The following is a 14,470-nucleotide window of genomic DNA, read 5'->3' as shown; positions in this document are numbered from 1 at the left end:
GCACCTTGTGGACCTTGCCTGGTCGACGGCGGTCCGTGGTGTCGTGCGCCCATCATAGGAATGACCGTCGCGCCTTGTGACGCACCAGGGGCCGTCAATCGGGGCGGGAGGGTGCGCGCGTCGGTCATTTCTCCCCAATTGAGTCATTCGCCCCCGGGTCTCCGCGCCCCCTGCGCCCTCCGCGCGGCTTTGGCAAAGGTGTGGCAGCCCGGAAACGGCGCGTTGACCCCGAGCGGCCCCGCGGTGCCCCTCAACCCGGGGCGGGACCGCGCGGCGGGCTGACCGTGGTGCGTGGCCTGCGGCGCTGGGAGGACGTCCGGACGATCAGTTCGGTCGGTATCACCTGCTCGACCAGGTGCCCGCTGTCGAGCCCCTCGATGGCGTCGATGAGGAGCTGGACGACCGCCGTGCCGATGCGCCGGGGCTTCAGCGACAGGGTGGTGACGGGCGGCTCGGTGGCGGCGTAGACGGTGGACTCGCTGCAGCAGACGAGCAGGAGGTCGTCCGGGACGCGCAGGCCGTAGCGCCGGGCGGCGGCGAGCAGGTCCGTGCCGTTGGGGTCGAACAGGCCGTAGACGGCGTCCGGCCGGTCGGGCCGGGCGAGCAGCCGGTCGGCCGCCACGGCGCCGGCGCAGGGGTCGTGGGCGGGGTACTTCTCGTAGACCGGGTCCTGGCCCGCCCGCTCGCACCAGTGCAGGTAGGCGTGGGTGGAGAGCCGGGTGTACGTGTCGGTGGTGGTGCCCGTCAGCAGGCCGATCCGGCGGGCGCCGGCCGCCGCGAGGTGGTCGAGGATGCCGATGACGGCGGCCTCGTGGTCGTTGTCGACCCACGCCGTGACCGGGAGGCTGCCCGCGGGCCGGCCGTCGGAGACCACCGGGATGCCCTGGCGGACCAGTTCGGAGACGACCGGGTCGTGGTCGGAGGGGTCGACGACGACGGTGCCGTCGAGGGCGACGTTGGACCACACGTCGTGACGCGAGGTGGCGGGGAGGATCACCAGGGCGTAGCCGCGGGCCAGCGCGGCGGAGGTGGCGGCCCTGGCCATCTCGGCGAAGTAGGCGAATTCGGTGAAGGTGAAAGGTTCATCCCCGTACGTGGTCACCGTCAGGCCGATGAGCCCGGACTTGCCCGTGCGGAGGGTGCGGGCCGCGGCGGAGGGGCGGTAGCCCAGCCGGTCGGCGACCTCGCGGACATGGCGGCGGGTCGCGTCCGGTAGCCGGCCCTTGCCGTTGAGCGCGTCGGAGACGGTCGTGATCGAGACGCCGGCGGCGGCGGCCACGTCCCGGATGCCCGCCCGTCCCAGCCGGCGGCCGGTGGGCCGGCTCACCTGATGCTTCCCTGCTGCTGTCATGGCGAGCCGATAGTAGGGCTCGGGTAGTGCGTGGGCGGCGTGCTCCGTTTGGCTGTTGACAGGCACGTTTCTGCAAGCGCAATTCCACTCAATGACCATGGAAATACAGAGAGTTGTCCGGATCGACGGTGAACCATTGGCCTCTGGCATATCCGCCTCCGGTTATCACCCGAAGTCTCGAAGAGGTCTCAACTCACCTTCACGGGTGATGCGCGCCACGGCGCCCGCCACCGGCGTGCAGAAGTTTCGGGAGCGCTCCCCCTGCTCTGGACGCCGCCCCGGTGAATCCTCTTAAGGTGTGCAGTATTCATGTCCGCTATTCGTGTGCGGCCTGCCCGTGCGGGTGCGAGCGCACGGGATGTCGAGGAGGACCCGCGGTGACCGAGAAGACCCCGAGGCTGCGCCCCGCCCTGGACGGCGTGCCGACCTACAAGCCGGGCCGGCCCGCGGCCGCGGACGGCCCCGTGGCGTACAAGCTGTCCTCCAACGAGAACCCCTATCCGCCGCTGCCCGGCGTGCTGGAGAAGGCGGTCGACGCGGCGGGCACCATCAACCGCTACCCCGACATGGCCTGCACGGCCTTGATGGCCGAGCTCGCGGACCGCTTCTCCGTGCCGGTGACGCACCTGGCCACCGGCACCGGCTCGGTGGGCGTCGCCCAGCAGCTGGTGCAGGCCACCTCGGGGCCGGGCGACGAGGTGATCTACGCCTGGCGGTCGTTCGAGGCGTACCCGATCATCACCCAGGTCTCCGGGGCCACTCCGGTGCAGGTCCCGCTGACGGGCGACGAGGTCCACGACCTCGACGCGATGCTGGCCGCGATCACCGACCGGACCCGGCTGATCTTCGTCTGCAACCCCAACAACCCCACCGGCACCGTGGTGCGCCGGGCCGAGCTGGAGTCCTTCCTGGACCGCGTCCCCGCCGACGTGCTGGTCGTGCTCGACGAGGCGTACATCGAGTTCGTCCGTGACACGGACGTCCCCGACGGCCTCGACCTCTACCGCGACCGTCCGAACGTCTGCGTGCTGCGCACCTTCTCCAAGGCGTACGGCCTGGCCGGGCTGCGGATCGGCTTCGCCGTCGCGCACGAGCCCGTCGCGGCGGCGCTGCGCAAGACCGCCGTCCCGTTCGGCGTGAGCCACATCGCGCAGGAGGCGGCGATCGCCTCGCTGCGGAGCGAGGACGCGCTGCGGGAGCGGGTGCAGGCGCTGGTGGAGGAGCGCGCCCGGGTCGTCGACGCGCTGGCCGGGCAGGGCTGGACCGTGCCCCAGACGCAGGCCAACTTCGTCTGGCTGCGGCTGGGGGAGCGCACGGCGGAGTTCGCGGCGGCCTGCGAGCGGGCGGGCGTGGTCGTACGGCCGTTCCCGGGCGAGGGTGTCCGGGTGACGGTCGGCGAGACGGCGGCGAACGACCTCTTCCTGGAAGTCGCGGGAGCGTTCCGCAAGGAGCTGTAGAAGGCGGGGCCTTCGGGCGGGCCGGGGTGCGCGGGGAGACCGCGCACCCCGGCCCGCCGTCGTTGTGCGGCTGCCCGGCTGCCCGGCTGCCCGGCTGCCCGGCTGCCCGGCTGCCCGGCTGCCCGGCTGCCCGGCTGCCCGCGCCGCCGGTGGCCGTCCTGTCGGTCGAAGCAAGCGTTCCGGATTTGGCCGAAGAACGTCGGGTCTCCGGCTGGGGGGACCCCCTTGTCGAGCGCGAAAACCTGTGCGTCATAATTGCTTGTGAATGTGAACGCGTTCACAAGCATGCCCTTTACCTCCCGCTTTCGTTGGGGCAAAAGGGGCATATCACCGAGGCGTGAGGCGTCGGTGACGCAAGAGGCAAGGAGAGACCGCGTGAACCTCGCTTTGGCGCCGGAGACGCTGGCGCGCTGGCAATTCGGCATCACCACCGTCTACCACTTTCTCTTCGTCCCGCTCACGATCAGTCTCGCGGCGATCACCGCCGGTCTTGAGACGGCTTGGGTCCGCACCGGCAAGGACAAGTACTTCCACGCGACGAAGTTCTGGGGAAAGCTCTTCCTGATCAACATCGCGATGGGTGTCGTCACCGGCATCGTGCAGGAGTTCCAGTTCGGCATGAACTGGTCCGACTACTCGCGCTTCGTCGGTGATGTCTTCGGCGCGCCGCTCGCGATGGAGGCGCTGCTGGCCTTCTTCTTCGAGTCCACCTTCATCGGCCTGTGGATCTTCGGCTGGGACAAGCTGCCCAAGAAGATCCACTGTGCGTGCATCTGGATCGTCGCCGTCGGCACCGTGCTCTCCTCGTACTTCATCCTGGCGGCCAACTCCTGGATGCAGCACCCGGTGGGCTACGCCATAGACAAGGCGACCGGGAAGGCGCGGCTCACCGACATCTGGGCCGTGCTCACCCAGAACACCACCATGGTCGTCGTCTTCCACACGCTCACAGCTGCGTTCCTCACCGGTGGCGCCTTCATCGTCGGCATCGCCTCCTTCCACCTGTGGCGCGCCAAGCGCAGGCAGCTGCGGGGCGAGGAGCTCGGCGAGAAGCAGCGGTCACAGGTCGGGGCCATGCGGGCCTCGCTGCGCGTCGGCCTGGTGGTCGCGGTCATCGCCGGTCTGGGCACCGCCCTCAGCGGTGACAGCCTCGGCAAGGTGATGTTCGAGCAGCAGCCGATGAAGATGGCCGCCGCCGAGGCGCTGTGGGAAACCCAGGCGCCCGCGCCCTTCTCGGTCTTCGCGGTCGGCGATGTCACCAAGGGCCACAACAGCGTGGAGATAGAGGTTCCGGGAGTCCTCTCCTTCCTCGCCCACAACAACTTCTCCGAGGCCGTCCCCGGCATCAACGACGTCGCCGCGCAGGAGGCCGCGCGGTACGGCGGCAAGCCGGAGGACTACATCCCCAGCATCTTCATGACCTTCTGGGGCTTCCGGCTGATGATCGGCTTCGGGATGACCTCCTTCGTCGCCGCGCTCATCGGCCTGTGGACCACGCGCAAGAAATTCTGGCTCGACCCCGAATACCGCACGGGTGACAACGAGGTGCCGCGGCTGATGCTCACGCGCACCCGTGAGATGAGCCCCTTCTTCACCGCCTGGTCCTGGCGCATCGGCCTGCTCACCATGGGCTTCCCGCTCATCGCCAACTCCTTCGGCTGGATCTTCACCGAGATGGGCCGCCAGCCGTGGGCCGTCTACGGGCTGATGAAGACCGGCCACGCCGTCTCCCCCGGTGTCAGCCAGACCGAAGTGCTCACCTCCATGGGCGTCTTCACCCTGCTGTACGGCGTGCTGGCGGTGGTCGAGGTCAAGCTGCTCGTGAAGTACGCCAAGGCCGGGCCCGACACGGACGAGAAGCCACCCGCGGAGGACCCGAGGCTGCGCCTGCCGTCCGGGGGAGCCGGGGCGGAGCGGCCAGAGGACGCCGACAAGCCGATGACCTTCGCGTACTGACGCGGCGGCGGAACGGAGACAACGAACCATGCACCTCCACGACTTCTGGTTCCTCGTGATCGCCGTCCTGTGGACCGGCTACTTCTTCCTCGAAGGGTTCGACTTCGGCATCGGCGTCCTGACCAAGGTCCTGGCCAAGGACCGCACCGAGCGCCGGGTGCTGATCAACACCATCGGACCCGTCTGGGACGGCAACGAGGTCTGGCTGATCACCGCGGCCGGCGCGACCTTCGCCGCCTTCCCCGACTGGTACGCCACCCTGTTCAGCGGCTTCTACCTGCCCTTCCTCGCCATCCTGGTCTGCCTGATCGTGCGGGGCGTGGCCTTCGAGTACCGCCACAAGCGGACCGATGAGCGCTGGCAGCGCAACTGGGAGCACGCGATCTTCTGGTGCTCGCTGCTGCCCGCCTTCCTGTGGGGGCTCACCTTCGCCAACATCGTCCGCGGGGTGCCGATCGGCTCGGACAAGAACTTCAACGGCACGCTCCTCGACCTCTTCGGCCCGTACGCCCTGCTGGGCGGCCTCCTCACGCTCGTGCTCTTCACCTTCCACGGCGCGGTCTTCGCCGCCCTGAAGACGACGGGGGAGATCCGCCACCGGGCCAGGTCCTACGCCACCGTGTTCGGCATGACCGCGGGCGTGCTCGCCGTGGCCTTCCTCGGCTGGACGCAGGCCGAGTCGGGCAACGGGCGCAGCCTGGCCGCCCTGATCGTCGCCGTGGTCGCCCTGGGCGCGGCGCTGGTGATGAACCACGCGGGGCGCGAGGGCTGGGCGTTCGGCTTCTCCGGGGTGACGGTCGCGGCGGCCTTCGCCCTGGTCTTCCTCGCCCTCTTCCCCGACGTCATGCCGTCCTCGGTCAACCCGGCGTGGAGCCTCACCGCGGCCGAGGCCGCCTCCAGCCCGTACACACTGAAGATCATGACGTGGGTCGCGGTCCCCATGACGCCCCTGATCATCGGCTACCAGGCGTGGACCTACTGGGTCTTCCGCAAGCGGATCGGCACCCAGCACATCCCGGCACCCGCCGGCCACTAGGACGGAACGCGCATGAAGCCCGTCGATCCCCGGCTGCTCCGGTACGCCTCCGCGACCCGCCGCTTCCTGGTCGCCTCCGTCGTGCTCGGGCTGGCGGGGGCCGGCCTGGTCATCGCGCAGGCGATGCTGATCGCCGAGGTGGTGACCGGCGCCTTCCGGCACGGCCGGTCCACCGGCGACCTGGCCGCGCAGCTGGCGCTGCTGGCCGCCGTGGCCCTGGGCCGGGCGGCCGTCACCTGGCTCACTGAGCTGACCGCGCACCGCGCGAGCGCGGCCGTGAAGTCCGAGCTGCGCACGCGGCTGCTGACGCGGGCCACCGCGCTCGGGCCCGACCGGCTGGAGACGGTGCGGACCGGTGAGCTGGCCACCCTCGCCACGCGGGGGATCGACGCGCTGGACGACTACTTCGCCCGCTATCTGCCCCAGCTCGGCCTCGCGGTCGTCGTGCCGGTGGCCGTGCTCGCGCGGATCGCCACGGCGGACTGGCTCTCCGCGCTGGTCATCGTCCTCACGCTGCCGCTCATCCCCCTCTTCATGATCCTCATCGGCTGGGCGACGCAGTCCCGGATGGACAAGCAGTGGCGGCTGCTGTCCCGGCTGTCCGGCCACTTCCTCGACGTCGTCGCGGGGCTGCCCACCCTCAAGGTCTTCGGGCGGGCCAAGGCGCAGGCCGAGTCGATCCGCGCGATCACCTCCGACTACCGGCGCGCCACGCTGCGGACGCTGCGCATCGCCTTCCTCTCCTCCTTCGCGCTGGAGCTGCTGGCCACGCTCTCGGTGGCCCTGGTCGCGGTGGGCGTCGGCATGCGGCTCGTGCACGGCGAACTCGACCTGGAGACCGGGCTGATGGTGCTGGTCCTGGCTCCCGAGGCGTATCTCCCGCTGCGGCAGGTCGGCGCGCAGTACCACGCGGCGGCGGAGGGGCTGGCGGCCGCCGACCGGGTCTTCGCGGTGCTGGAGACGGAGCCGGCGCCATCCGGCACGCTGCCCGCCCCCGACGCCGGGACCGCGACCCTGACGGTCGACCGGCTGGTGGTGCGGCACGAGGGGCGGGCCGAACCCTCCCTGCCCGAGACGTCGTTCGAGGTGCGGCCGGGGGAGACGGTCGCGCTCGTGGGACCCAGCGGCGCCGGGAAGTCGACGCTGCTGAACGTCCTGCTCGGATTCGCGCGCCCGGCGGCCGGGCGGGTGCTCGTAGGCGGTACGGATCTGTCATCGCTCTCCCCCGGAAGCTGGCGGGACCAGGTGGCCTGGGTCCCGCAACGACCCCATCTCTTCGCCGGGACGGTCGCCGAGAACGTGCGACTGGCCCGGCCCGAGGCGACGGACGCGCAGGTGCGGGAGGCACTGCGCGCGGCCGGTGCGCTCGACTTCGTCTCCATGCTGCACCACGGCACTGACACCCGCCTCGGCGAGGACGGCGCCGGGCTCTCCGCCGGGCAGCGGCAACGGATCGCGCTGGCACGGGCGTTCCTCGCCGACCGGCCCGTCCTGCTCCTCGACGAGCCCACCGCGAACCTCGACGGCGAGACCGAGGCCGCCGTGGTCGAGGCCGTGCGCCGGCTCGCCGAGGGCCGGACCGTCCTGCTGGTCGTGCACCGCCCCGCGCTGCTCGCGGTCGCGGACCGCGTCATCCGCGTCGACGCCCGGCCCCTGGAGCGGCAGGCGGCCGCCCCGGCCGTCCCGCCCGCACGGACCGAGCGGCCGGGCGCGGCGGACGAGGCGGAGGCGTACGACGTGCCGGGCGAGCCCCTGCCCGTACGCGGCGGCGGAGTGCTGGCCCGGGTGCGGGGCACCGGGAAGCCGCTCCGGGCGCGGTTCGCGCTCTCGCTGCTGCTGGGCGCCCTGGCCCTCGGCAGCGCCGTCGGCCTGATGGGCGTCTCCGGCTGGCTCATCTCGCGGGCCTCCCAACAGCCGCCCGTGCTCTATCTGATGGTGGCCGTCACCGCGACCCGCGCGTTCGGAATCGGACGCGCCGTCTTCCGCTACGCCGAGCGCCTTGTCTCCCACGACGCCGCGCTGCGCGCCCTCGCGGGGCTGCGGGTGGAGGTCTACCGGCGCCTGGAGCGGCTGGCGCCCGCCGGGCTGCGGGAGACCCGCCGGGGCGATCTGCTCTCCCGGCTGGTCGCGGACGTGGACGCCCTTCAGGACTACTTCCTGCGCTGGCTGCTGCCCGTGGGCTCGGCCGTCGCCGTGGGCACCGCCTCGGTCGCCTTCACCGCGTGGCTGCTGCCGGAGGCCGGTCTGCCGCTGGCGCTCGGGCTGCTGGCCGCCGGAGTGGCCGTACCCGCGCTGACCGGCGCGTTCGCGCGGCGCGCGGAGCGGCAATTGGCGCCCGCCCGCGGCGCGTTGTCGACCGAGGTCGTCGACGTCCTGGCGGGCACGGCGGAACTGACGGTCGCGGGCGCCCTGCCCGCCCGGCTGGCGCGGCTGCGCGAGGCCGACGGACGGCTCACCGGGATCGCCCGGCGCGCCTCGGCCGCCACCGCGCTCGGCTCCGGACTCTCCGCCCTCGCCTGCGGCCTGACCGTGGCGGCCGCGGCCTGGGCGGGCGTGAGCGCGGTGCACGACGGCCGCCTGGGCGGCGTGTGGCTCGCGGTGGTGGTGCTCATGCCGCTTGCCGTGTTCGAGGCGGTGGCCGGCCTGCCGCTCGCGGTGCAGTACCGGCAGCGTGTGCGGCGGTCCGCGGAGCGGGTGTACGAGGTGCTGGACGCGCCCGTGCCCGTACGGGAAGGGACGGACGACGCCCCCGCGTCGCCGTTCCCGCTGCGGGTGACGGGGCTGGGCGCGCGGTATCCGGGGCAGTCCGGGGCTGCCCTGGAGGGGTTCGGCATGGAGCTCGTACCGGGCCGCCGGGTCGCGGTCGTGGGCCGCTCCGGGGCGGGCAAGACGACGCTCGCCCAGGTGCTGCTGCGCTTCCTGGACGCGGAGTCCGGGACGTACACCCTGGCGGGCCGGGACACCGGGCCCATGGCGGGTGACGCCGTGCGGAAGCTGGTGGGCCTGTGCGCGCAGGACGCGCACCTCTTCGACAGCTCGGTGCGCGAGAACCTGCGCCTCGCGCGCCCCGGGGCGGACGACGCCGAACTGCGGTCCGCCCTGCGGGCCGCACGGCTGCTGGAGTGGGCCGACAGCCTCCCGGAGGGGCTCGACACGCTGGTCGGCGAGCACGGGGCGCGGATGTCCGGCGGGCAGCGGCAGCGGCTCGCGCTGGCCCGCGCGCTGCTCGCCGACTTCCCCGTGATCGTGCTGGACGAGCCCGCCGAGCATCTCGACCTGGTGACGGCCGACGCGCTCACGGCAGATCTCCTGGCGGCCACCGAGGGCCGTACGACCGTGCTGATCACCCACCGGCTGGCCGGGCTGGAGGCGGTCGACGAGGTGATCGTGCTGGAGCGCGGGCGGACCGTGCAGCGGGGCGCCTACGGGGAGCTGGTGGCCGCGGACGGGCCGTTCCGGCGGATGCTGGAGCGCGAGCGCGTGGCGGACGCCTGGGGGACGTCCGGGACGGCTGGACCGGAGGGCGCGGAGGCGGTGGCGGGGGCGCTCTCCGGTCGGTGAGCGCCCCCGCTGTGGGACGGGACACCGGTTGTGGCCACTTTCCATGACAAATAGTGCTTATTAGGCTCTGCGGTATGGCAGCCACGGCAGAACCCTCCGGCCCGCAGGACCCCTCCGGCCCGGCCGGCGCGCGGGCGCCGCAGGGCGCACAGGGCCCGATGGACCCGCTGGCCATCGCCACCGAGGCCACCCGCAGCCTCCAGGGGATGTCCACCGAGCTGACCGCGCGCGTGCCGCGGCTGCTGGAGGCCATGCGGTCGGTGGGCACCGGCCCGGAGCTGCACTCCACGCTCGACCGGATCGCCGAGACAGCCGCCGAGCTGGCCGCCGCCCGCTACGCCGCCATCGGGATCATCGACGCCAGCGGGGAGGGGCTGTCCGACTTCATCACCCATGGCGTCACCGACGAACAGCGCGAGCGCATCGGGGCGCTGCCCGACGGCCATCGCGGGCTGCTGGGCGCGCTGATCCACCAGCCGGCGCCGGTGATGCTCTCCGACCTGGCGGCCGACCCGCGCTCCGCCGGCTTCCCGCCGGAACACCCGCCGATGCGCAACTTCCTGGGGGTGCCCATCCAGGTGGAGGGGGAGATCTTCGGCAATCTCTACCTCACCGAGAAGCTCGGCGGCGGGGAGTTCAGCCTCGCGGACCTCAACATGGTGAAGATCCTCGCGACCGAGGCGGGCATCGCCATCGGTAACGCGCGCGTGTACGACGAGGGCCGCCAGCGGATGCGCTGGATCGACGGTTCCGTGGCCGTGACCACGGCCCTGCTGTCCGCCGGCGACGCCGAGGACGCGCTGTCCGTCGTCGCCGAACAGGCGCGCAGGCTCGCGGACTCGGCGGCCGGCATCGTGCTCCTGCCGGACGGCGAGGGCGGGCTGGAGATGGTCGCCGTCTCCGCGGACGACCCCACCGGGCTGCTGGGCACGGTGATGCCGCCGCACAGCCCCGTGGTGTCCCATCTGCTCGCGGGCGAGCCGGTGTTCATCGACGACTCCGCCACCGACCCGCGCATGATCACCGGGGTGGCCCCGCGCTTCGGCCCGAGCATGCTGCTGCCGCTCAAGAGCGGCGACCGCGTGCTCGGCACGCTCGCGACGCCACGCGCGCGTGGCGCACGGGGATTCACCGCGGCGGAGCGCACCCTGGCCGCCCAGTTCGCCGCGCAGGCCGCCCTCGCGCTCGTCCTGGCCGAGGCGCAGCGCGACCGGGAACGGCTCGCCGTCTACGAGGACCGCGACCGGATCGCCAGGGACCTGCACGACCTGGTGATCCAGCGGCTGTTCGCCACCGGGCTGATGCTGGAGAGCGCGCAGCGCAACGCCGAGGTGCCCGACGTCCGGACGAAGGTCGGCCAGGCCGTCGACCAGCTGGACGTGACCATCCAGGAGATCCGTACGGCCATCTTCGCGCTCCAGCAGGGGCCCGCGGAGGCGCCCGCGGGGCTGCGGACGCGGGTGCTGAGGGAGCTGGGCACGGCAGCGGTGCCGCTCGGCTTCCAGCCCTCCGCGAGCTTCGTCGGACCGGTCGACGCGAAGGTCGGCGAGCTCACCGGCAAAAACCTCGTCGCCGCGCTGCGCGAGGCGCTCTCCAACGCCTTCCGGCACGCGCGGGCCTCCCGCATCGAGGTCGTCGTCGACGCCACCGCGTCCCTGCCGGACGGCCGGGACGCGGTGCGGCTCACGGTCGCCGACGACGGCGTCGGCATCCCCGAGGGCGGCCGGCGCAGCGGGCTGCGGAACCTCGCCAAGCGGGCCGAGTCGCTGGGCGGCTCCAGCGCGTACGGGCCGGGGCTGGGGCCGGACGGGGGCGGCACGCGGGTGATGTGGGAAGCGCCCTTGTAGCGGGCGCTCAGAGCCCTCCCGGCGCCCGCCTCGTGGGGCTCCCCCGTCCTCCGATCGGACCCTCACGGGGCGCGCTCGGCTGCGCCGCGGGACACGATCGCGTTCATGGGACGCCTGTACCGCCTGCTCATATCGCGCGGACCGTGGATAACCCGCGACCGCGTGCTCTGTGTGCTGTGCGCACTCTGCACGGTGGTCTGGCCGCCGTTCGGCTCCGGCTTCCCGGCGGCCGGCAGGACCCCGCACAGGATCACCCGGGTCACCTCCGAGGTGTTCCGGCTGGCGGAGGAGGCGGGGGAGGTGAAGCAGCGGTTCGAGCGGACGCGGCGCGCGGCCGGGGAGCAGAAGGCGCGGGCCGAGGAACTCGACCGGATGCTGCGGGGCCGCGAGGTCGTCACGGCGGCCCTGCGCGACGACGCCGGGGCGGCCGCCCGCGCGCAGTACCGCACCGGCGGATTCACCGTCGAGGCCGGGGCCGAGGACGTCGAGGACCCCGTCGAACTGCTGGAGCTCCAGGAGCCCGCGGTGCGCCGCAGGGCGGCGCTGGGACGGCTGCTGGACGAGGGCGGCCGCCTGACCGGGAAGCTCGCGGCCGAGAGACGGGCCCTGGCGGCCTCCCGCCCCCTGCTGGAGCAGGACAGCGCACGGCTGAAGGCCGCGCAGCACTCGCTCACGACGCGTCTCGAGGCCGCGCGCGAGACGCTGAACACCCTGTCCCAGACGTCCGTCGCGAGCGGCCGCTGCGAGCCGCTGGACGTCGAGGACGTGCGGGTCGGCGACACCGACGGACGCGCGGCGGGCGACGAGCACGAGGAGTGGACCCGGCCCGTGCTGTCGTACGAACTCTCGGCGGGTTTCGGTGGCACCGGCGCGAACTGGGCGAACGGTCACACAGGACAGGACTTCGCCGTACCGGTCGGCACACCGGTGCGCTCGGTCGGCGCGGGAACGGTGGTCTCCGCCGGGTGCGGCGGCCCCTTCGGCATGAGCCTGGTGATCCAGCACGAAGGCGGCTGGTATTCGCAGTACGCCCACCTGTCGGCGGCGCTCGTCACGCCGGGCCGGCAGGTGCGCGCGGGCCAGTGGATCGGGCTGGCGGGGACGACGGGCAACTCCACCGGCCCGCACCTGCACTTCGAGATCCGCACGACGCCCGAGTTCGGGTCGGCGGTCGACCCGGTGGAGTGGCTGAACGCCCACGGCGTGCGGGTGTAGGCGGCGACGGCACGGTGGTGCGGCCGCCGCCGGGCTCAGCGGGAGTCCAGGATCCGCTCGATGACCGCGGCGACACCGTCCTCGGTGTTGGCGGCGGTGTGGTGCGCGGTGGCGGCGAGGACGTCCGGATGGGCGTTGGCCATCGCGTACGCGGTGCCGGCCCAGTCGAGCATCTCCAGGTCGTTGGGCATGTCGCCGAACGCCACGACCTCCTCGGGCGCGATGCCGCGCTCGGCACAACACCGGGCGAGCGTACTGGCCTTGCTGATCCCGAGGCCGCTTATCTCCAGCAGGGCGGTCGGGCTGGACCGGGTGAACTCGCCGTGCGCGCCGCCCGCTTCCCGGGCGACGGCCAGGAACTCGTCGGGCTCACGCTCGGGGTGGTGGGCGAGCAGCTTGACGATGGGGTCGGTGTAGCCGGAGTCCTCGCCCAGCAGCTTCTCCGCGGGGGCGAAGACCGCCTCCGGGTCGAGGAAGAAGGGCGGGTAGGCGGGCTCGTAGTGGGTGCTCCCGGTGCGCTCCACGGCGAACGAGGTGCCCGGAGCGGCGGCACGCAGCGCGTGCACGACGGCGAGGGCAGCGGTGCGCTCCAGCGGCCGGACCTCGACGCAGCGGCCGCCGTCGTGGAGGTCGACGACGGCGGCGCCGTTGGCGCAGATCGCCAGCCCGTGGCCGTGCACGTGGTCCCGGACGACGTCCATCCACCGGGCCGGCCGTCCCGTGACGAAGAAGACCTCGATGCCCGCCGCCTCGGCCGCGGCGAGGGCCGCGACGGTGCGCTCGGAGACCGTCTTGTCGTCGCGCAGGAGGGTGCCGTCGAGGTCGGTGGCGATCAGCCGGGGGAAGGCGGCTGGGCGGTGGACCGCCGGGGTCTCGGGCTGCTCGATAGCTGAAGTCACGGCTCCATTCTCGTTCACGGACCACAGGTGTCGCACAGGCGTGCGCAAGGGTGTGCGGCCGGGCCGGCCGGGAATCCACGGCCGCCGCGTACGCCGGATCCCGTGCCGGGGGCATGGGCTTTTGTCATACCCAGCGCTTAGGCTCGGTCCCATGCGACTGAGCACCGTGATCCTTCCCGAGCGCCGCTGGTCCGAGGGCGGCCGCGAGACGTGGCAGCGAGCCGAGGAGCTGGGCTTCCACGCGGCCTACACCTACGACCACCTGTCGTGGCGTACCTTCCGGGACGGCCCGTGGTTCGGCGCGATACCGACGCTGACGGCCGCCGCGACCGTGACCTCGCGGATGCGGCTGGGCACGCTCGTCACCTCGCCCAACTTCCGGCACCCGGTGACGCTGGCCAAGGAGCTCATCTCGCTGGACGACATCTCCGGCGGGCGCGTCACGCTGGGCATCGGTGCGGGCGGTTCCGGTTTCGACGCCACCGCGCTGCTGGGGGGCGGCCGGGAGCCGTGGACCCTACGCGAGCGCGCCGACCGCTTCGCCGAGTTCGTCCCGCTGCTGGACCGGCTGCTCACCCAGGACGTCGTCTCGTACGACGGGGAGCACTACTCCGCGTCCGAGGTGCGCAACATACCGGGCTGTGTGCAGCGCCCCCGGCTGCCCTTCGCCGTGGCCGCCACCGGCCCGCGGGGACTCCGGCTCGCCGCCCGCCATGGGCAGGCGTGGGTCACCACGGGGGACCCGAAGCTGTTCGAGACGGGCACGCCGGAGCAGTCGCTGAAGGCCGTCGCCGGGCAGATCGAGCGGCTTTCAGCCGCCTGCGCCGCGATCGACCGCGACCCCGCGGGCCTTCACAAGATCATGCTCACGGGCTTCACCCCGGACCGGCCGCTGGACTCCTTCGACGCCTTCGTCGACTTCGCGGGCTCGCACGCCGAGCTGGGCATCGACGAGATCGTGGTGCACTGGCCGATCGCCGATTCGGTCTTCGCCGCCGACCTCGCGGTCTTCGAGAAGATCGCGACGGACGGGCTCGCGCAGCTCTCCTGAGGGCGGCACGGCGGGTCCGACGGGGGCCGTTCCCGTGAGGGGTACGGCGGTCCGAGGGGCCGTTCCGGTGAGGGCGCGGCGGTCCGACGGGCCCGTG

The 14,470-nt window shown here is 72.8% G+C and carries 9 protein-coding genes; 7 read left to right on the top strand and 2 right to left on the bottom strand.

All coding sequences use genetic code 11. The features are described 5' to 3' along the window. Positions 1–250 precede the first annotated feature (250 nt). Positions 251–1,351 (bottom strand): LacI family DNA-binding transcriptional regulator, encoded by a 1,101-nt coding sequence (locus ACH427_RS20700; protein ID WP_398871056.1) that lies wholly within the window; start codon positions 1,349–1,351, stop codon positions 251–253. Positions 1,352–1,728: 377 nt separating this feature from the next. Between ACH427_RS20700 and hisC the strand changes: the two genes are divergently transcribed. The 6 genes from hisC (at position 1,729) to ACH427_RS20670 (ending at position 12,423) form a co-directional block, all read left to right on the top strand. Continuing rightward, entirely contained in the window at positions 1,729–2,808 is a 1,080-nt protein-coding gene (hisC, locus tag ACH427_RS20695) for a histidinol-phosphate transaminase (RefSeq protein WP_398871054.1), read from the top strand. A gap of 375 nt (positions 2,809–3,183) precedes the next feature. Continuing rightward, the gene (locus ACH427_RS20690; RefSeq protein ID WP_398871052.1) at positions 3,184–4,764 is read left to right on the top strand and encodes a cytochrome ubiquinol oxidase subunit I; all 1,581 of its coding nucleotides are present in this window, start codon (positions 3,184–3,186) and stop codon (positions 4,762–4,764) included. 28 nt (positions 4,765–4,792) lie between these two features. Then, positions 4,793–5,800 carry a cytochrome d ubiquinol oxidase subunit II gene (gene cydB, locus ACH427_RS20685; protein WP_398871050.1) on the top strand — a complete coding sequence of 336 codons (1,008 nt, stop codon included), beginning with the start codon at positions 4,793–4,795 and terminating at the stop codon, positions 5,798–5,800. 12 nt (positions 5,801–5,812) lie between these two features. Beyond that, positions 5,813–9,361, top strand: coding sequence for a thiol reductant ABC exporter subunit CydD (gene cydD, locus ACH427_RS20680; protein WP_398871048.1), 3,549 nt, complete (start codon positions 5,813–5,815; stop codon positions 9,359–9,361). Between the two features lie 158 nt (positions 9,362–9,519). Then, positions 9,520–11,208: a GAF domain-containing sensor histidine kinase gene (locus tag ACH427_RS20675; RefSeq protein ID WP_398871137.1), complete on the top strand. Its 1,689-nt coding sequence runs from the start codon at positions 9,520–9,522 to the stop codon at positions 11,206–11,208. 105 nt (positions 11,209–11,313) lie between these two features. Further along, the gene (locus ACH427_RS20670) at positions 11,314–12,423 is read left to right on the top strand and encodes a M23 family metallopeptidase (RefSeq protein WP_398871046.1); all 1,110 of its coding nucleotides are present in this window, start codon (positions 11,314–11,316) and stop codon (positions 12,421–12,423) included. A 35-nt stretch (positions 12,424–12,458) separates the two neighbouring features. On the opposite strand, the gene ACH427_RS20665 is transcribed toward ACH427_RS20670, so the two are convergent. After that, positions 12,459–13,322 (bottom strand): Cof-type HAD-IIB family hydrolase, encoded by an 864-nt coding sequence (locus tag ACH427_RS20665; protein ID WP_398871043.1) that lies wholly within the window; start codon positions 13,320–13,322, stop codon positions 12,459–12,461. Positions 13,323–13,473: 151 nt separating this feature from the next. On the opposite strand from ACH427_RS20665, the gene ACH427_RS20660 reads away from it, so the two are divergent. Then, positions 13,474–14,373: an LLM class flavin-dependent oxidoreductase gene (locus ACH427_RS20660; RefSeq protein ID WP_398871041.1), complete on the top strand. Its 900-nt coding sequence runs from the start codon at positions 13,474–13,476 to the stop codon at positions 14,371–14,373. Positions 14,374–14,470: the final 97 nt, after the last annotated feature.

This window comes from Streptomyces sp. NPDC020379 (genome assembly GCF_044387105.1).
In the GTDB taxonomy this organism is placed as follows: Bacteria; Actinomycetota; Actinomycetes; order Streptomycetales; family Streptomycetaceae; genus Streptomyces.
The sequence above is the reverse complement of the archived record's forward strand: the minus strand, read 5'-3'. Positions and strand labels throughout refer to the sequence as shown.

What these genes read in the sequence shown, in the direction of transcription:
- ACH427_RS20700 (WP_398871056.1), bottom strand. Translation starts at nt 1,351, where the DNA reads ATGACAGCAGCAGGGAAGCATCAGGTGAGCCGGCCCACCGGCCGCCGG.
- cydB (WP_398871050.1), top strand. Translation starts at nt 4,793, where the DNA reads ATGCACCTCCACGACTTCTGGTTCCTCGTGATCGCCGTCCTGTGGACC.
- cydD (WP_398871048.1), top strand. Translation starts at nt 5,813, where the DNA reads ATGAAGCCCGTCGATCCCCGGCTGCTCCGGTACGCCTCCGCGACCCGC.
- ACH427_RS20675 (WP_398871137.1), top strand. Translation starts at nt 9,520, where the DNA reads ATGGACCCGCTGGCCATCGCCACCGAGGCCACCCGCAGCCTCCAGGGG.
- ACH427_RS20670 (WP_398871046.1), top strand. Translation starts at nt 11,314, where the DNA reads ATGGGACGCCTGTACCGCCTGCTCATATCGCGCGGACCGTGGATAACC.
- ACH427_RS20660 (WP_398871041.1), top strand. Translation starts at nt 13,474, where the DNA reads ATGCGACTGAGCACCGTGATCCTTCCCGAGCGCCGCTGGTCCGAGGGC.